This window comes from Ligilactobacillus salivarius (assembly GCF_035231985.1).
Taxonomy (GTDB): domain Bacteria; phylum Bacillota; class Bacilli; order Lactobacillales; family Lactobacillaceae; genus Ligilactobacillus; species Ligilactobacillus salivarius.
The window spans coordinates 1,284,734-1,302,728 of record NZ_CP117983.1; the positions used below are offsets into that span (position 1 = coordinate 1,284,734).

The following is a 17,995-nucleotide window of genomic DNA, read 5'->3' on the forward strand; positions in this document are numbered from 1 at the left end:
TTAACTTATCTTAAGGAGGGTGATCACTGTGTCTGAAGCAATTAGCAGTGAACAATTATCAAAATTTCATCAATTAATTGAAGATGATCCAAAATCCAGAGTTTTAGAACGTGCAGTTTCTAAAAATGGAATTTTAGCTACAAGTGCTGATTTCCACTCTGAAGTTAATATGGATCCTGTCTTTTCAATTGATCTTGATACAGGAGATGTAGCAAACCAAAAACAATCTGGCCGTTGCTGGATGTTTGCTGCTCTTAATACTATGCGCCATGATTTAAAGAATCGTTTTGGTGTAGCTAAGGACTTTGAACTATCTCAAAGTTATACATTTTTCTGGGATAAGCTAGAAAAATCCAATTATTTCTATGAAAATGTTATTAAAACAGCTTCTCTTCCAACTTCTGATCGTAAAGTATCTTGGTTAATGACAACACCTCAACAAGATGGTGGTCAATGGGATATGATTACTGCAATTATCAGAAAATATGGTGTAGTTCCTAAGAGTGTAATGCCTGAAAGTTATAATTCTTCAAAATCAAATGAATTAAATTCTACTCTTAATCTAAAATTGCGTAAGGATGCTGTTGATTTACGTGAATTAGTTAATAGTAACGCTAGTTTTGAAGAAGTCGCTTCTTTCAAGGAAAAGAAACTTGCTGAAATTTATCGTATCTTAGTTTATACATTGGGTGAACCACCTGTTAATTTTGACTTTGAATATCGTGATTCTGATAATAACTATCATATCGATCAAGATTTAACTCCTCAAACTTTCTTTGAAAAATACGTAAATTGGAATCTTGACGACTATGTATCAATTATTAACGCACCTACTGATGACAAGCCATATAATCATATGTACACTATCGAAATGCTTGGTAATGTCCTAGGCGAACGTGAAGTAAGACATTTAAACGTTGATATGAACACCTTCCGTCAAGTAGCAATTAAGCAACTTGAATCTGGTGAAAGTGTTTGGTTTGGTTGTGATGTTGGTCAAGAATCTGATCGTAAGAAAGGTATCATGGATACTGAATTGTATCACAAAGATGAACTATTCGATGTTGACTTTTCAATGTCTAAAGCTGAACGCTTAGATTATAGTGAAAGTTTAATGACTCACGCTATGGTATTAACTGGTGTAGATCTAGTTAATGGCACTCCAACTAAATGGAAAGTTGAAAACTCATGGGGAGATAAAGTTGGTACTAAAGGATTCTTCGTTATGAGTAATAACTGGATGGAAGAATATTGTTATCAAGTTGTTGTAAACAAGAAATTCTTACCTGAAGAATTACAAAAAGTTCTTACTGAAGAACCTAAAGTCTTAGCTCCATGGGATCCAATGGGTTCATTAGCTTAGTTTAACTTAAATAGTCATTTAAGAAATTATTTGACAACAACTAAGGTGATTGCTTTTTAATCACCTTATTACATATTTTTAATTCTATCTCTTATCATTAATATAGAGATAAATAAAAGTGATTTAGCAATAATATCACATACAAACATAAAGGCTGTAGATTAAATACAGCAACTGCTATTTCACTGCAAACAAGGTATAGTATAATTATGGAAAGAACAAAACTTATTAATCAAGCACAAACTGATATCAAAGAATTATTAGGGATACTCAATAATTATGAAAAAAAACAATCTGAATTGTTAGATATTATTGATGTTTTAGCACAAGTTTATCGTAAATTACCTGAAACTAAAAATCCTGAAGCATTACTTAATCGATTGGTTAATTACATTCGTAGTGTAGCTTTAGCTGGACGAATTCACTTTCCAACTAATGAAGAAAAATTAATTGCTGATATTGGCGTCTTGGGACAAAGAGCTGGTTTAAATGGTGTCTATATGGCTGACTACTCTGCTAAATCTCAATTCTATAGCATTTTCGAAGAAATTCCTCGTCATTAATTGAAGAATTTTAATTATCGTTAATACTAGGGCAACTTCATATTCTAATGAAGTTGTCTTTTTGTATTTCTAAGTATAAAAAGCTCTATGAAAACTACTAGTTCCTCATAGAGCTTTTTTCCTAACAACAAAAAATTAGTCAACTATATTCAATATTCACATTAATTTTTCATTTTAATATTTTCTTTGAGATTACTCGAAGTTTATTATCTAATTCATAAATAATTGGTTCAGCATTAGCAACTTCTACGCCATCAATTCCTTCATCGCTAATAATTTCAATATATTTAATCATTGCTCTTAACGTACTTCCATGAGCAATCACAATTTGATTATTTCCATGTAATAACTCAGGTGCTATCTCATCAACCCAATATGGTAGTATTCGATTGTAAGCATCCTTTAAACTTTCTGCACGTGGAATAATTGTAGAAGGATATTTCTTATATTTAGGTTCTTCTATCCTTTCATCCAACATAGGAGGAACGGTATCAAACGATCGTCTCCATAAAGCAACTTGGTGTTTTCCATATTTACGCTTTGTAAATTCTTTATTTAATCCCCTCAATGCTCCATAATGACGTTCGTTTAATCTCCAAGTCTTTTCAAGTGGTATCCATGACTGATTAATTTCATCTAATACAATCATTCCCGTTTTTATAGCTCTCTCTAACAAAGAAGTATGAGCTTTAGTAAAAGTAATATTTTCTTCTTTTAATTTTTTTCCTGCAACTTTAGCTTGTTCACAACCTTTAATTGTCAATGGAACATCTGACCAACCAGTATAAATATTTGCCTCATTAGCCGTACTTTCCCCATGTCTAAGCAATACAAGCTTAACCAAAATTCATCACTCTCTTATCTATCAGATATTTTGCGTTATTACCATCAATATTGGAACAACAATTAATGATGTTAACGTGGTTTCTGTAACCATTACAGCTGCATATTCCGAATCTGCTCCATATAAGTTAGCTACAACAGGAGCATTCGTCATAACTGGCATCGCTGCTTGTAAAATAAATACTTGCTTCATTAACAAAGGAATATTAGTAGGTGTAACTAGTATGTACATCATTAGAGGAGCTAAAATAAATCTCCCTAATAACAACAAAAGATTATCTTTTCCAATAGAGATTCTATTAAGTCCTGCTTTAGAAATTGAAATACCAATAAAAATCATAGACAATGGTATTGTCAAATTACCTAGATATAATAAATCTGAGTTAACAAATGTCGGTAATTTCACTTTTAACAATACAAAGATAACCCCAACTATAAATCCCAACAATGGAGGTGAAAATATTTTACCTAATGTTCTTTTTAAATCAAAAGCTGTTTTCTTATCACCATCTCTTTGGATTAAGTAAGTACCAATTGTCCAAAAAAATGTTGTATTAGCCATATAATAAATTAATACATAGGGGATACTTTTATTACCAAATAAGGCCATATTAATCGGTAAACCTACAAAAACTGTATTAGAGTTAAAAAACATTGAAGTAAATAAACCCGCATGTTTATCCTGGATTTTAAAAATATGAACAACGGCAAAAGCAATTCCCATCAAAATTAACATCGAAATTACCGGGAATCTCAAATCAGGTATCATTCGTAATAATTCTTTAGCTGAAAATTTACTAACAATTGTCCCCAACATATAACAAGGTAATGATACTTGGGTAACGATTTTAGCAATTAATTTGGTTGATTTATCATCAAACCATCCCTTTTGCTCTAAAAAATATCCCACAGCAATCATTACCAAGATTACTAATACACCGGAGATACTCTGGAAAAATACTGCCATCTAATCACTCTTTCTCTATCCTTAATTAATGAATAGTATAACATACAATTATCATCAATTATTCACCAAATTCTAAAAGAATAGATCCATAAGCTAAACCAGCACCAAAACCTGTTAATAGAACTTTACCTGTTATATTTTCATCTTCAAACTTTCTAGCCAAGGCTAATGGTATTCCAACAGAAGAAGTATTACCACATTCCTTAACATCAGTCGCCACCCTATTTAGAGGAACTTCAATCTCTTTTGATATAATTTCTATCAATCGTAAATTAGCCTGATGAGTTACAACATACGATAAATCTTTGGAGTTCACTTTATTTGTCTCTAAAAACTCCTTAATATGCTTAACTATATCTGTTGTTACAAAATTATAAACTTCTCTTCCATTCTGATAAAAAGCGTCCATACTTGGATAATTATCACTAGATATTTCCTTAAGAGGAGTAATTCTACCACTATGAATAACTTCCTCATTTCCTACCGTAACCAATTTCTCAGATAAATAAATGTTTTCTTTTTCATCATCAGTCGCCTCTACAATCATTCCAGCAGCACCATCGCCAAAGAAAACAGCTGATGTTCTATCCTTAAAATCCATCATTTTAGAATTTGTTTCAGCACTAATTACCATTGCTCGACGATATAAACCTGAAACTAAAAATTTATGGGCTGTACTTAAAGCATAGATAAACCCAGCACAAGCTGCAGAAATATCAAAGGCAAAAGCTGACTTTAAATTTAACTTCTTCTCTACAATAGCTGCTGTAGATGGTGTAATTGCATCTGGAGAGATAGTTGATACAATTAACAAATCTATGTCCTCTGGCTTAAGATTTGCTCTTTCTAGAAGTTTTTTTCCTACTTCAGTAGCTAAATCTGACGTATTTTCATTAAAAGCATAGTACCTTTGCTTAATACCTGTATGACTTTGAATCCACTCATCAGATGTTTCCATAATTTTGCTCAAGTCATCATTTGTCACAACATTATCAGGTAGGTAACCTGCTATAGATACCATTTTTATTCCCTTATTCATAAAGAACCTCACTTTATTTTTAGTCATCAAAATATATTATAAAATAAAAAAGCATAGTAGCCAATATAGACTCCTATGCTCACCTCTGTATGCGGGTAAATGGATTCGAACCATCACGGGCAATAATGCCCACCAGATCCTTAGTCTGACGCGTCTGCCAATTCCGCCATACCCGCGACAACAGAGATAATTATATCAAGTTTAACCCTATTTAGCAAGTGCTTATTCAATTAATTTTAATTTCCCGTGACAATGAGAACATACATATTTGCTAGTATTTATTTTTCTTTGTCGATAATACTTTTTTCCACAATTTTGGCAAACATAAATATCTTTATAGCTTGCCTTTAAAGTTGGAGCATATCTTAAACCTCCAACTTTTTTCAATAATATTTTAAAATCTTTATCCCTATGCTGATGCCCATAACCATTAATATGGAGATGATAATGGCATAGTTCGTGTTTAATGACACCTATCAAAGTATCCATATCACATTCTGTTAACATCCTAGGATTAATATCTATATTATGATTACTTAAAAAATACCGTCCCCCAGTTGTCCTCAACCTACTATTAAACTTTATTTCGTGCTTAAATTCTCTATTAAAATAAGAATTAGAAATTTTTCGAGTTAGTTCTAATAGTTCTCTATTATTCATTTGGATTTACCATTGTTAATTGAATTCTCTTTCTATTTAGATCAACATCTTCAACCCAAACAGTAACTATCTGTCCTACCGCAACTACATCTCGTGGATTAGAAACATATTTCTTACTTAGTTTTGATAAATGCACTAGTCCATCTTGTTTTACACCAATATCAACAAATGCTCCAAAATCAACAACATTTCTTACCGTACCCTCTAGTTGCATTCCTGCTTTTAAATCTTCTATTTTTAAAATATCTGATTTCAATAAAGGCATTGGCATACTTTCTCGACCATCGCGCCCTGGTTTCATCAAACTTTTTACAATATCTTTAACAGTTATTACTTCTAATTCATTATCTATTGCATATCTTTCAACATTAAATTTCGCTAACTTATCGTTTATAGTGTTAGTACCCATATCTTCTTTAGTAATACCTAGATCCTTTATCAATTTTTCTGCTAGCGTGTAACTTTCTGGATGTATATCTGTATTATCTAGAGACTCATTCCCATCAATAATCCTTAAAAAGCCTGCCGCCTGCTCATAAGCTTTAGGACCTAATCTAGGAACCTTTTTTAACTCTTTTCGATTTTGAAATTTTCCATTTTCTTCACGATAAAGAATAATATTTTGAGCTGTTGTTTTATTCAATCCAGAAATATAGGTTAGTAATTGGATACTAGCTGTATTCAAATTCACACCAACTTTATTAACTGCAGTTTCAACAGTCGCTTCAACTTCGCTATCTAGTTGCTTTTGTGGTAAATCATGCTGGTATTGTCCCACACCAATTGATTCAGGATTAATCTTTATTAATTCTGCTAAAGGATCTTGCAATCTTCGAGCTATACTTACAGCCGAACGTTCTTCTACGTTAAAATTCGGGAATTCATCTCTTGCTATTTCACTTGCTGAATATACAGAAGCTCCTGATTCATTTACAATTACGTAATATACTTCTTTATCTATCTTCTTTAAAACTTCTGCTACAAATTTTTCTGATTCTCGACTTGCTGTACCATTCCCAATTGCTATCATGTCAACATTATATCTATTTATCAATGTCTCTAATTTTTCAGCAGCTTCTTTTCTTAATTCAGGATTTGGTTTCTCGCCTTTATGCTTTTCATGTGGATAAATCACATCTTTAACTAAAAATTTCCCAGTCTCATCAATAATCGCTAATTTACAACCAGTTCTAAATGCTGGATCCATTCCTAAAATAATTTTATTTTTCAAAGGAGCTTGCATTAATAAATTGTACAAATTCTCACCAAAAACTTTAATAGCCTCATTTTCAGCTTTTTCAGTTAAAGTTGCTCGAAGCTCTCTTTCAATGGCAGGTTTGATAAATTTTTTATACGCTTCAGTATATGCCATTTCTACATAGTCATTACTTGTACTTTTCTTACTACCAATTATTCTAGAATGTAAATATCTTAGCGCATAATCGTCATCTGTACTTATTTTTACTCGTAAAATTCCTTCTTTTTCACCGCGGTTAATTGCTAGAATTCGATATGATGTTAATTTAGACACTACTTGTTCGAAATCATAGTAATCTTCATAGGTACCATTTTCATCTTTCTTACTATCTTTTTCCTTAGCAATTAATACTCCTTTTCTAGACATTTGCTTTCGCACCCAATCTCTTAATTGTGCTTCTTCACCAAATGCTTCTGCTAAAATATCAACAGCACCATTTAAGGCAACTTCTTCATCAGGTACTTCTTTATTAAGATACTTCTTAGCTTCTACCATTGGCGCATCGCTATTTACTCTCAATAACCACTTAGCTAATGGTTCTAATCCATTTGCAACTGCCTTTTGTGCTTTAGTTTTTCTTTTCTTCTTATAAGGTAAATAAATATCTTCGACCTCTTGAAGAGTACTTGCATTATTTATTTTATTTCTTATATCTTCTGTAAGTTTATTCTGTTCTGAAATTTTCTTAAGAACTTCACTCTTACGTGTTTCTATCTTTTCATTTCTTTGATAAGTTACTTGGATTTCTCTTAATTGGACTTCATCTAAACTTCCAGTTAGTTCTTTTCTATATCTAGCTATAAAAGGAATAGTATTTCCTTCTTCTAGCAATTCAATTACTTTTTCTATTTTTTTAGGATTATACTTTAATTCAGCATTAGTTAATTTTAAAACTTTTTTATCCATCGATACTTTCCTTTCTCATAATAAAAAAGTTAGGCTTGTCTTAGAACTTACCTAACTTTTAAAAAACATCTATTTCCAAAATGTATCGTATACATTAATTGGCATATGACGTTTATGTTCTGTTTTTAAGAACCAATTTTCAATTTTTTCTGCTACATTATCAGCTACTTCTTTACCTTCTAGATAATCATCAATATCGTTATAAGTAACACCTAAGGCAACTTCATCAGGTAAGGCTGGTCTATCTTCTTCCAAATCAGCAGTTGGAACTTTCTTGTATAAATGTTCAGGTGCATTCAATAATTCTAACATCGCTCTTCCCTGACGTTTATCTAAACGCCAAAGTGGAGTAATGTCTGCACCACCATCACCATACTTGGTATAGAAACCTGTAATTGCTTCAGCTGCATGATCTGTACCTACCACTGCTCCTGAAACAGCACCAGCAATTCCATATTGAGCAATCATTCTTTCACGTGCCTTAATATTACCCTTATTAAAGTCACTAATTTCAAGTCCATTTTCTTCGATACTTTGAACCATTGCATCAGCTGCTTGTTTTATATTTACTCTAACAGTCTTATCAGCTTGCATAAATTCAATTGCATCCATAGCATCTTGTTCATCAGCTTGATCTCCATAAGGTAATCGTACAGCAATAAATTGATAAGCATCGTCGCCTGTTTCTTCACGCAATTCAGAAATCGCCATTTGAGATAACTTTCCAGCTAGGGTAGAATCTTGTCCACCAGATATTCCCAACACTAATGCTTTTAGAAATGGATGTTTTTTCAAATAATCTTTTAGAAAATCTACTGAACGACGAATTTCTTCTTCCGCATTAATTTCTGGCTTTACTTTCAATTCATTGATAATTCTCTCTTGTAAAGGGCGCATAATTAAACCTTCTTCTCTTTTAAATTTTACCACTATTAATTTTTTCATGAATATCATGGATTATCTTCATCTTATTATCATAACAATCTTTAGATAAATCAACAGGATATTCTTGTGGATTCAATTCTCGACGATATTCTTCCCACAAACTATCCAATCTTTCATGGGCATATTGTTTAATTTCATTCAAGGATGGTAAGTCATATACTTGTTCACCATCAACAAAAATATCTTTTAATAAAGGTCTTGCAGTAAAATCTTTGACTTTCTTGTTAATATAAGTATATTGAGGATGGAACATGTATAATTCTTCTTCATTACGTGGATCTTCATACCATAAAGCAACGTAATCTCCTTCAGACTTTCCATCAGCCTTCTTATTAATTCTCCATACTTGCTTACGACCAGGTGTAGAAACCTTGCTAGCATTACTTGAAATCTTAATAGTATCTTCCATTTCACCATTTTCATCTTCAATGGCTACCATCTTATATACCGCACCTAAGGCTGGTTGGTCATAAGCTGTTATTAACTTAGTACCTACACCCCAAACACTAATCTTAGCACCTTGCATTTTCAAGTTCATGATTGTTTTTTCATCTAGGTCATTTGAAGCATATATTTTAGCATCTTTAAATCCTGCTTCATCTAATTGTTCGCGCACACGTTTAGATATATAAGCCATGTCACCAGAGTCTATTCTTACACCTAAGAAATTAATCTTATCGCCCATTTCTTTAGCGACTCTGATAGCATTTGGAACACCACTCTTCAATGTATCATATGTATCTACTAAGAATACACAATCTTTATGTGTAGTTGCATATGCTTTAAATGCTTCATAATCATTACGATATGCTTGTACGAGTGCATGAGCATGGGTACCACTAGCAGGAATACCAAAAATCTTTCCTGCACGTACATTACTTGTAGCATCAAAACCACCAATATAAGCTGCTCTTGTTCCCCAGATGGCTGCATCTAGTTCTTGAGCACGTCTAGTACCAAATTCCATTAAAGCATCATTTCCAACAACAGAACGAATTCTAGCAGCTTTAGTTGCTATCAAAGTTTGATAATTTACAATATTTAAAATAGCAGTCTCAACTAACTGACAATCTACCAAAGGACCCTCAACTTGAATTAATGGTTCTTTGTTAAAAACGACTTCTCCTTCAACAACAGAACGAATTGTAGCAGTAAATTTGAAATTTCTAAGATAATCAATAAAATCATCTTTGTAACCAACTTCATCCCGTAAGTATTCCAAATCTGTCTCAGTAAATTTCAACTTATTGATATAGGAAACAAGTCGTTCCAAACCAGCAAAAATAGCATAACCATTATCAAAAGGCAAATCTCTAAAGAAAACTTCAAAAATTGCTTTTTTCTGGTCAATACCCTTTCTCCAATATGTCTCAATCATATTTAATTGATACAAATCAGTATGTAAAGTATAACTATCATCTGGTAATGTTTTTTTCATAACTCTATGTCCTCCTCAGTTACTATGAACTGGGTTATATTTTCATACAAAATGTACGAATTACTAATTTAACTTTTATTTTATCACTTTTAGTAAATATCGTCTAAAAATATTGTATAATTAATTTAAATTCTATTTGAAAGAGGATTCTATGTTTAATAAATCAAAACTCGTAAATATCTTAGGAATTAATTTTCTGTCAATAACTAACAAGCAGTTTGTAGATCAATTAAAAACTGACTCTAATCTTCACTTGAATCGTTTTGTAGTTACTGCTAATCCTGAGATTGTACTTGCTGCTAGAAAAGATAAAGAATATGCTAGTATTATAAATTCTGCAGACTATGTTGTTGCTGATGGCATTGGAATTATTAAAGGGGCTAAAATTCTTAAAAAGCCTCTTCCTGAAAGAGTTACAGGTTATGATACTATGCTTTCACTACTTTCTTGGGCAAATCAAGAACATATGAAAATTTATTTTTTAGGTGCTAAACCTGAAGTTGCACAGACATTATCTTCAAAAATTAAGGAAACTTACCCAGGAATCCATATTGCTGGAATCAATGATGGTTATTTTAAAGATGATAGCTATATTGTCGAAACAATAAAGAATAGTAACCCAGATATTATTTTTGTAGCACTAGGATTTCCTAAGCAAGAATTTTTTATTAACAAGTATCGCCATATTTCTGATTCTATTTGGATGGGAGTCGGTGGTAGTTTCGATGTCCTAGCCGGATACTCAAAACGTGCACCAATTTTTTGGCAAAAACACCATTTAGAATGGTTTTATCGTCTTCTTCAAGAACCTCAACGAATAATTAGAATGATGGCTCTACCTAAATACATGTTACTCATATACAGAGAAAAATTCTTAAAAAAATAAGTTAGTATACAAAAATGGCTTAAAATCATGTTACTCACAACATTGATTCTAAGCCATTATTTTATTGCTACACTATTTTTCTAAATAAAATTCGTACCTATCACCTGCATATTGGGTACGTACATACTCAAAAGGACTTCCATCTTGTAAGAAAGAAACTTGTCTTAACCTTAAAATAGCATCACCTTTCTTTAATTGTAAAAAGTCCGCTATTCTTTCTGAAGCTAACATAGCAGATACCGTTTGTTGAGCATGACCAATAATTAACCCATTTTCTTCTAGAGTTCTATATAAAGATGAAGTAATCTGAGTTTTGTCATAATCCTTTACCAATTCTAATGGTACTGTGGCCACTTCAAAACAAATAGGCACATCATCAGCAAATCTAATTCTTTCCATCCTTAAGACTTTCTGATTATCATCTAAATTCAATTTTTCACTTTCACTTAGTGAGGGAATAGTAATTAAATAAGAGACGGTTTTACTAGTTGGTACTTTCCCTTGAGCTTCTGTAATTTCTGTAAAACTCGTAATTCCAGACATTTTTTCCTGAACTTTTTTTCTTGCTACAAAAGTTCCTGAGCCAATTTTTCTCTCAAGGATTCCTTCGTCCACTAAAGTTTGAATAGCTTGACGTAAAGTCATTCTACTAACAGAAAAATTTTCAGCTAGTTCTCTTTCTGATGGAATCTTTTCTCCTATTTTCCACTTACCAGCTTCTATATCTTTTTTTATTTGATTATGAATCTGTATATAAACAGGTGATACCATCTTATATCCCCCTCTCTATCCCTTATCTTTTGAAATTGTTGCATCTACTCCTTTAACAATAGAAGTCATAAAACCTGCTTCTTCCATTGCTAATAATCCAGCTACTGTTGTTCCACCAGGAGAGGAAACATCATCTACTAATTCCCATGGTGTTTTATCTGATTTCAACACTTTTAATGCACTTCCTAAAACGGCTTGTGCAGCTATTTGAGTTGCTTTTTGCTTATTTAATCCATATTTAACACCTGATCGTGCTAAACTATCAATAAAGAAGTACACGAAGGCTGGGGAACTTCCAGCTAAAGCTACAAATGTACTAAAGTCTTTTTCTTCAATATCTGCAACTTTACCTATCTTTTCGAATAATTCTTTTACAAGCTGGTAATCTTCATCACTTACATTATCATTCTTATGTAAAGCTGTCATTCCTTCACCTATCTCTACATTAACGTTAGGCATTGTTCTTACTATTTTTACATCTTTACTTCCTAGTATATCCTCTAACTCAGCTACAGATACACCTGTTACAACAGATACTAAGACTGGATCGTGAGTTAGAACTGAATCTTTTACTTCTTTTAAAACTTTTTCTACTACAATTGGTTTTACTGCTAAGAAAACAACATCTGATTTTTCAATAACTTCACTATTACTTTCACAAGCAGATACTCCAGTTTCTTGACTATATACTTCATAATTGGATTTATGTGCGCTATGAATAAAAATATTCTTTGCTTCTACACCCTTACTCATTAGACCTTCAATTATGGCTTTTGCCATATTTCCTACACCTATGAAACCAATCTTCATAATCTCAACCATCCTTTGCTTTACAGTAATAATAAATGTAATAAAAAAACGCAAATCATCAACATGATCTGCGCTAGAATTGGGGTAGCTGGATTCGAACCAGCGCATCACGGGATCAAAACCCGTTGCCTTACCGCTTGGCTATACCCCAATATGGTGGAAGGGAGTGGATTCGAACCACCGAACCCGAAGGAGCGGATTTACAGTCCGCCGCGTTTAGCCAGACTTCGCTACCCTTCCATATTTCTTGAATATGTACATCACATATCCGACTTAATTATCATACATGTTTTTTGATAAAAAAGCAAGAGAATATTCAAAAAAAATAATAATTTTTTTATTCCAGTAAAAAAGAGTCTAGCATATTTACTAGACTCTTCTAAACTAATTTTATAAAACACCTGACATTAACTTTTCAATCTTAGGTACAAAGAATAACAAAATAATACCAAATGCAATTGTAATAGCACCAACTACACCATAATACATAACTTCTGTACCATGACTATACAATTTAACTATTTGTGCATTGATAGCTTGTGCTGCAGCATCACCTAAGAACCACATACTCATCATTTGTGATTGGAATGCTTTAGGTGCCAATTTAGTAGTTACTGATAATCCAATTGGTGAGATATTCATTTCACCAATGATTACTAAAGCCCAACTAATAATCAACCAGAATGGGCTAACTAACTTATCAGTTCCAAATAACATTCCTGGTAACATCATCCACATAAATGATAACCCTGCGAAGAATAAACCTATTGAGAATTTCATTGGTGATGATGGTTGTTTGCTTCCTAATTTTACCCATAACCATGCAAAGAATGGTACGTAGATGATAATGAATAATGGATTCATACTTTGGAATAAACTAGGTGCAAAGTGGAATCCAAACAATGATAATCTTGTTTGTTCACCAGCAAATAAAGCTAAAACAACTGAACCTTGTTCTTCAATTGACCAGAATAAAACTGAGGCAATGAATAAAGGTATATATGCCAATACACGTGAACGTTCTACCTTAGTTATTTTTCTACTACTTAGCATTAACACAAAATAGTAAATTGGAATTAATACAGCAATAATAGAAATTAAATTGATAATATTAGTAATATTTAGTGCATTCAATAAATTCATAATTATTAATATTAATGCAATTGCAGCAATACCAATAACTGTTTTTGTAAGTAAACCTTTTAATTCATCAGATTCAATTGGATCTGTAGGATATAAACTATCTTTCGATAAGTATTTTCTACCATCTAACCAATATTGTAATAAACCAAAGAACATACCAATAGCTGCTAAAGAAAAACCTAAATGGAAGTTAACGTTAAATCCTAATTGCCCAACAACAATTGGTGAAACCAAGGCACCAACGTTAATACCAAAAACAAAAATATTAAACCCAGCATCTCTACGAGGGTCATTTGAAGAATACAAACTACCAACCATTTCTGATACATTAGGTTTTAATAAGCCAGTACCCAAAACAATCAAGATAATTGATAAGAGCAAAGCTCCCTTACCATATGGTGTTGATAATGCAATATGACCTAGCATTATTAATACACCACCGATAAATACTGTACGGCGACTTCCTAAAATTCTATCACTTATGAAACCACCAATAACACTAGATAAGTATACAAGCGATCCATATATAGCCATGATAGAAGCAGCTGTGGTCTTATCAATTCCTAGACCACCATCGGATACGGAATAGTACATATAGAATAGTAAAATGGCACGCATACCATAGTAACTAAACCGTTCCCACATTTCAGTAAAGAACAAAGTTGATAATCCACGAGGATGACCAAAGAAAGCTTTGTCCATTGATTCTGAATTCATAAATTAAATTCCTCCAAACTTAAGTGATGTAATTTTTTATACATCACTTTGTCTTTTTTATAATTAATTTTGAATAAAATTAAAAATAACGACATATATAATTATAAGTTACCTTAATAAAAAGGTCAATATCCTTAATATTTTAAAGATTTTTTTAATGAATATGAAAATATATTTTTGCATATTTATTATTTACTAATTAAAATATTATGGTATTAAAAAAAGGAGCATATCTGCTCCTTAAATCTATATAGCAATTTCCTACCCTCGCAAGAGGCGTTCCTCTAACTACTCTCGGCGTTACGAAGCTTAACTTCTGTGTTCGGAATGGGAACAGGTGTATCCTTCGTGCCATCATTACTACATAAGCGGAAGACGGGATTCGAACCCGCGACCCCCACCATGGCAAGATGGTGTTCTACCACTGAACTACTTCCGCATACTGCACGGCGACTTCCTACCCTCGCAAGAGGCGTTCCTCTAACTACTCTCGGCGTTACGAAGCTTAACTTCTGTGTTCGGAATGGGAACAGGTGTATCCTTCGTGCCATCATCACCGCACTATTTACTTGAGATTTTATTCTCTCAAAACTAGATATCATTTATCTCTTTCACCGAAAACTCACGTTTTCTCTACTTGGTTAAGTCCTCGATCGATTAGTAATGGTCCGCTTCATGCCTCACAGCACTTCCACTTCCATCCTATCTACCTGATCATCTTTCAGGGATCTTACTTACTTACGTAATGGGAAATCTTATCTCGAGGTGAGTTTCGCACTTAGATGCTTTCAGCGTTTATCTCATCCATACTTAGCTACCCAGCGATGCTCCTGGCGGAACAACTGGTACACCAGCGGTATGTCCATCCCGGTCCTCTCGTACTAAGGACAGATCCTCTCAAATTTCCTACGCCCGCGACGGATAGGGACCGAACTGTCTCACGACGTTCTGAACCCAGCTCGCGTACCGCTTTAATGGGCGAACAGCCCAACCCTTGGGACCGACTACAGCCCCAGGATGCGATGAGCCGACATCGAGGTGCCAAACCTCCCCGTCGATGTGAACTCTTGGGGGAGATAAGCCTGTTATCCCCAGGGTAGCTTTTATCCGTTGAGCGATGGCCCTTCCATACGGAACCACCGGATCACTAAGCCCGACTTTCGTCCCTGCTCGACTTGTAGGTCTCGCAGTCAAGCTCCTTTATGCCTTTACACTCTGCGAATGATTTCCAACCATTCTGAAGGAACCTTTGGGCGCCTCCGTTACCTTTTAGGAGGCGACCGCCCCAGTCAAACTGCCCACCTGACACTGTCTCCCGCCGTGATTGCCGGCGAGGGTTAGAGTGTTCATACAACGAGGGTAGTATCCCACCAATGCCTCCATCGAAACTAGCGTTCCGACTTCTACGGCTCCTACCTATCCTGTACAAGTTGTACAAACACCCAATATCAAGCTACAGTAAAGCTCCATGGGGTCTTTCCGTCCTGTCGCGGGTAACCCGCATCTTCACGGGTATTATAATTTCACCGAGTCTCTCGTTGAGACAGTGCCCAGATCGTTACGCCTTTCGTGCGGGTCGGAACTTACCCGACAAGGAATTTCGCTACCTTAGGACCGTTATAGTTACGGCCGCCGTTTACTGGGGCTTCAATTCTGAGCTTCGCTTACGCTAACCCATCCTCTTAACCTTCCAGCACCGGGCAGGCGTCAGCCCCTATACTTCATCTTACGATTTTGCAGAAACCTGTGTTTTTGATAAACAGTCGCCTGGGCCTATTCACTGCGGCTGAGCTTGCGCTCAGCACCCCTTCTCCCGAAGTTACGGGGTCATTTTGCCGAGTTCCTTAACGAGAGTTCTCTCGCTCACCTTAGGCTACTCGCCTCGACTACCTGTGTCGGTTTGCGGTACGGGTGATTAAACTCTAACTAGAAGCTTTTCTTGGCAGTGTGACGTCTCTCACTTCGCTACTAAATTTCGCTCCTCATCACAACTTATCCTTAAGTAGATAAGCATTTGACTCATCTACAGACTTGTTGCTTGAACGTACATATCCAACAGTACGCATCGATAGCCTCCTGCGTCCCTCCATTGTTCAAACAAGTTTAACCAGTACAGGAATCTCAACCTGTTATCCATCGCCTACGCCTCTCGGCCTCGGCTTAGGTCCCGACTAACCCTGGGAGGACGAGCCTTCCCCAGGAAACCTTAGTCATACGGTGGACCAGATTCTCACTGATCTTTCGCTACTCATACCGGCATTCTCACTTCTAAGCACTCCACCAGTCCTTACGGTCTAGCTTCGCCGTCCTTAGAACGCTCTCCTACCATGTACCTTACGGTACATCCACGATTTCGGTAATGTGTTTAGCCCCGTTACATTTTCGGCGCAGGATCACTCGACTAGTGAGCTATTACGCACTCTTTAAATGGTGGCTGCTTCTAAGCCAACATCCTAGTTGTCTATGCAATTCCACATCCTTTTCCACTTAACACATATTTTGGGACCTTAATCGGTGGTCTGGGCTGTTTCCCTTTCGACTACGGATCTTATCACTCGCAGTCTGACTCCCGGATATAAATCTGTGGCATTCGGAGTTTATCTGAATTCAGTAACCCAAGACGGGCCCCTAGTCCAAATAGTGCTCTACCTCCACGATTCTTAACTCCGAGGCTAGCCCTAAAGCTATTTCGGAGAGAACCAGCTATCTCCAAGTTCGTTTGGAATTTCACCTCTACCCACACCTCATCCCAGCATTTTTCAACATACACGGGTTCGGTCCTCCAGTGCGTTTTACCGCACCTTCAACCTGGACATGGGTAGGTCACCTGGTTTCGGGTCTACGTCAACGTACTATCTCGCCCTATTCAGACTCGCTTTCGCTACGGCTCCGGACTTTCCTCCTTAACCTCGCACGCTAACGTAACTCGCCGGTTCATTCTACAAAAGGCACGCCATCACTCATTAACGAGCTCTGACTACTTGTAGGCATATGGTTTCAGGAACTATTTCACTCCCCTCCCGGGGTGCTTTTCACCTTTCCCTCACGGTACTGGTTCACTATCGGTCACTAGGTAGTATTTAGCCTTGGGAGATGGTCCTCCCGGATTCCGACGGAGTTTCACGTGTTCCGCCGTACTCAGGATCCTGAACTGAGGAAACGAAGTTTCGCTTACGAGGCTATCACTCTCTTTGGCTAATCTTCCCAGATTATTCAACTACTTCATTTCTTGGTAACTCAAATGTTCAGTCCTACAACCCTAAGAAGCAAGCTTCTTAGTTTGGGCTCTTCCCGGTTCGCTCGCCGCTACTGAGGGAATCGAATTTCTTTCTCTTCCTGTGGGTACTTAGATGTTTCAGTTCCCCACGTCTACCTTCAACTAAGCTATGAATTCACTTAGTGATAACAGGCGGTAAAACCTGTTAGGTTTCCCCATTCGGAAATCTTCGGATCATAGTTTACTTACAACTCCCCGAAGCATATCGCAGTTAGTCACGTCCTTCATCGGCTCCTAGTGCCAAGGCATCCACCATACGCCCTTAATAACTTAACCTAATATTATCTAACGATAATAGGTTATGAGTTTAGCGATTAAGAACTATAATTCTTGTTTTAAACTCTTTAAAACGCGGTGTTCTCGGTTTATTTTTAAGAAATAAATCAATATCTAGTTTTCAAAGAACAAA

General features: G+C 35.2%; 13 protein-coding genes, 4 tRNA genes and 3 rRNA genes. 3 read left to right on the forward strand and 17 right to left on the reverse strand.

Annotated features, from left to right (window positions below; all coding sequences use genetic code 11):
* Nucleotides 1-28: 28 nt before the first annotated feature.
* Both PTA89_RS06395 and PTA89_RS06400 read left to right on the forward strand, forming a co-directional pair.
* Complete coding sequence (locus tag PTA89_RS06395; protein ID WP_324177073.1) at nt 29-1,363, forward strand: C1 family peptidase; 1,335 nt, start codon at nt 29-31, stop codon at nt 1,361-1,363.
* 209 nt (nt 1,364-1,572) lie between these two features.
* Nucleotides 1,573-1,926, forward strand: coding sequence for a bacteriocin immunity protein (locus PTA89_RS06400; protein WP_003710547.1), 354 nt, complete (start codon nt 1,573-1,575; stop codon nt 1,924-1,926).
* A 169-nt stretch (nt 1,927-2,095) separates the two neighbouring features.
* On the opposite strand, the gene PTA89_RS06405 is transcribed toward PTA89_RS06400, so the two are convergent.
* The 8 genes from PTA89_RS06405 to PTA89_RS06440 all read right to left on the reverse strand — a co-directional run bounded on the left by PTA89_RS06405 (nt 2,096) and on the right by PTA89_RS06440 (nt 9,982).
* Nucleotides 2,096-2,770 carry a 2,3-bisphosphoglycerate-dependent phosphoglycerate mutase gene (locus tag PTA89_RS06405; RefSeq protein WP_099459683.1) on the reverse strand — a complete coding sequence of 225 codons (675 nt, stop codon included), beginning with the start codon at nt 2,768-2,770 and terminating at the stop codon, nt 2,096-2,098.
* Between the two features lie 21 nt (nt 2,771-2,791).
* Entirely contained in the window at nt 2,792-3,736 is a 945-nt protein-coding gene (locus tag PTA89_RS06410) for an AEC family transporter (protein ID WP_003700695.1), read from the reverse strand.
* Nucleotides 3,737-3,794: 58 nt separating this feature from the next.
* Nucleotides 3,795-4,775 (reverse strand): beta-ketoacyl-ACP synthase III, encoded by a 981-nt coding sequence (locus PTA89_RS06415; protein ID WP_324177074.1) that lies wholly within the window; start codon nt 4,773-4,775, stop codon nt 3,795-3,797.
* A gap of 90 nt (nt 4,776-4,865) precedes the next feature.
* Nucleotides 4,866-4,951, reverse strand: a tRNA-Leu gene (locus tag PTA89_RS06420).
* A 46-nt stretch (nt 4,952-4,997) separates the two neighbouring features.
* Nucleotides 4,998-5,435, reverse strand: coding sequence for a SprT family protein (locus PTA89_RS06425; RefSeq protein ID WP_324177075.1), 438 nt, complete (start codon nt 5,433-5,435; stop codon nt 4,998-5,000).
* The gene (locus PTA89_RS06430; protein WP_324177076.1) at nt 5,428-7,599 is read right to left on the reverse strand and encodes a Tex family protein; all 2,172 of its coding nucleotides are present in this window, start codon (nt 7,597-7,599) and stop codon (nt 5,428-5,430) included. Before PTA89_RS06430 ends, PTA89_RS06425 begins: the two co-directional genes overlap by 8 nt.
* A 69-nt stretch (nt 7,600-7,668) precedes the next feature.
* Complete coding sequence (gene nadE, locus PTA89_RS06435) at nt 7,669-8,496, reverse strand: ammonia-dependent NAD(+) synthetase (RefSeq protein ID WP_011476239.1); 828 nt, start codon at nt 8,494-8,496, stop codon at nt 7,669-7,671.
* 19 nt (nt 8,497-8,515) lie between these two features.
* Complete coding sequence (locus PTA89_RS06440; protein WP_011476240.1) at nt 8,516-9,982, reverse strand: nicotinate phosphoribosyltransferase; 1,467 nt, start codon at nt 9,980-9,982, stop codon at nt 8,516-8,518.
* A gap of 151 nt (nt 9,983-10,133) precedes the next feature.
* Here PTA89_RS06440 and PTA89_RS06445 point away from each other — a divergent pair, with 151 nt between their 5' ends.
* On the forward strand, nt 10,134-10,868 hold the full coding sequence (locus PTA89_RS06445) for a WecB/TagA/CpsF family glycosyltransferase (RefSeq protein ID WP_003702613.1): 735 nt from the start codon (nt 10,134-10,136) through the stop codon (nt 10,866-10,868).
* Between the two features lie 72 nt (nt 10,869-10,940).
* On the opposite strand, the gene PTA89_RS06450 is transcribed toward PTA89_RS06445, so the two are convergent.
* The 9 genes from PTA89_RS06450 to PTA89_RS06490 all read right to left on the reverse strand — a co-directional run bounded on the left by PTA89_RS06450 (nt 10,941) and on the right by PTA89_RS06490 (nt 17,862).
* Nucleotides 10,941-11,639, reverse strand: coding sequence for a GntR family transcriptional regulator (locus tag PTA89_RS06450; protein WP_003702624.1), 699 nt, complete (start codon nt 11,637-11,639; stop codon nt 10,941-10,943).
* 15 nt (nt 11,640-11,654) lie between these two features.
* Complete coding sequence (gene proC / locus PTA89_RS06455; protein ID WP_011476242.1) at nt 11,655-12,449, reverse strand: pyrroline-5-carboxylate reductase; 795 nt, start codon at nt 12,447-12,449, stop codon at nt 11,655-11,657.
* A 79-nt stretch (nt 12,450-12,528) separates the two neighbouring features.
* A tRNA-Gln gene (locus PTA89_RS06460) sits at nt 12,529-12,600 on the reverse strand.
* A gap of 3 nt (nt 12,601-12,603) precedes the next feature.
* Nucleotides 12,604-12,689, reverse strand: a tRNA-Tyr gene (locus PTA89_RS06465).
* Between the two features lie 150 nt (nt 12,690-12,839).
* Nucleotides 12,840-14,309 (reverse strand): peptide MFS transporter, encoded by a 1,470-nt coding sequence (locus PTA89_RS06470; protein WP_003700706.1) that lies wholly within the window; start codon nt 14,307-14,309, stop codon nt 12,840-12,842.
* A gap of 248 nt (nt 14,310-14,557) precedes the next feature.
* Nucleotides 14,558-14,674 (reverse strand): 5S ribosomal RNA (gene rrf / locus PTA89_RS06475).
* A 2-nt stretch (nt 14,675-14,676) separates the two neighbouring features.
* Nucleotides 14,677-14,748, reverse strand: a tRNA-Gly gene (locus tag PTA89_RS06480).
* A 5-nt stretch (nt 14,749-14,753) separates the two neighbouring features.
* A 5S ribosomal RNA gene (rrf, locus tag PTA89_RS06485) occupies nt 14,754-14,870 on the reverse strand.
* A gap of 76 nt (nt 14,871-14,946) precedes the next feature.
* Nucleotides 14,947-17,862: ribosomal RNA gene (locus tag PTA89_RS06490) — 23S ribosomal RNA — on the reverse strand.
* Nucleotides 17,863-17,995 lie beyond the last annotated feature (133 nt).

What these genes read in the sequence shown, in the direction of transcription:
- PTA89_RS06400 (WP_003710547.1), top strand. Translation starts at nt 1,573, where the DNA reads ATGGAAAGAACAAAACTTATTAATCAAGCACAAACTGATATCAAAGAA.
- PTA89_RS06410 (WP_003700695.1), bottom strand. Translation starts at nt 3,736, where the DNA reads ATGGCAGTATTTTTCCAGAGTATCTCCGGTGTATTAGTAATCTTGGTA.
- PTA89_RS06415 (WP_324177074.1), bottom strand. Translation starts at nt 4,775, where the DNA reads ATGAATAAGGGAATAAAAATGGTATCTATAGCAGGTTACCTACCTGAT.
- PTA89_RS06425 (WP_324177075.1), bottom strand. Translation starts at nt 5,435, where the DNA reads ATGAATAATAGAGAACTATTAGAACTAACTCGAAAAATTTCTAATTCT.
- PTA89_RS06430 (WP_324177076.1), bottom strand. Translation starts at nt 7,599, where the DNA reads ATGGATAAAAAAGTTTTAAAATTAACTAATGCTGAATTAAAGTATAAT.
- nadE (WP_011476239.1), bottom strand. Translation starts at nt 8,496, where the DNA reads ATGCGCCCTTTACAAGAGAGAATTATCAATGAATTGAAAGTAAAGCCA.
- PTA89_RS06440 (WP_011476240.1), bottom strand. Translation starts at nt 9,982, where the DNA reads ATGAAAAAAACATTACCAGATGATAGTTATACTTTACATACTGATTTG.
- PTA89_RS06445 (WP_003702613.1), top strand. Translation starts at nt 10,134, where the DNA reads ATGTTTAATAAATCAAAACTCGTAAATATCTTAGGAATTAATTTTCTG.
- PTA89_RS06450 (WP_003702624.1), bottom strand. Translation starts at nt 11,639, where the DNA reads ATGGTATCACCTGTTTATATACAGATTCATAATCAAATAAAAAAAGAT.
- proC (WP_011476242.1), bottom strand. Translation starts at nt 12,449, where the DNA reads ATGAAGATTGGTTTCATAGGTGTAGGAAATATGGCAAAAGCCATAATT.
- PTA89_RS06470 (WP_003700706.1), bottom strand. Translation starts at nt 14,309, where the DNA reads ATGAATTCAGAATCAATGGACAAAGCTTTCTTTGGTCATCCTCGTGGA.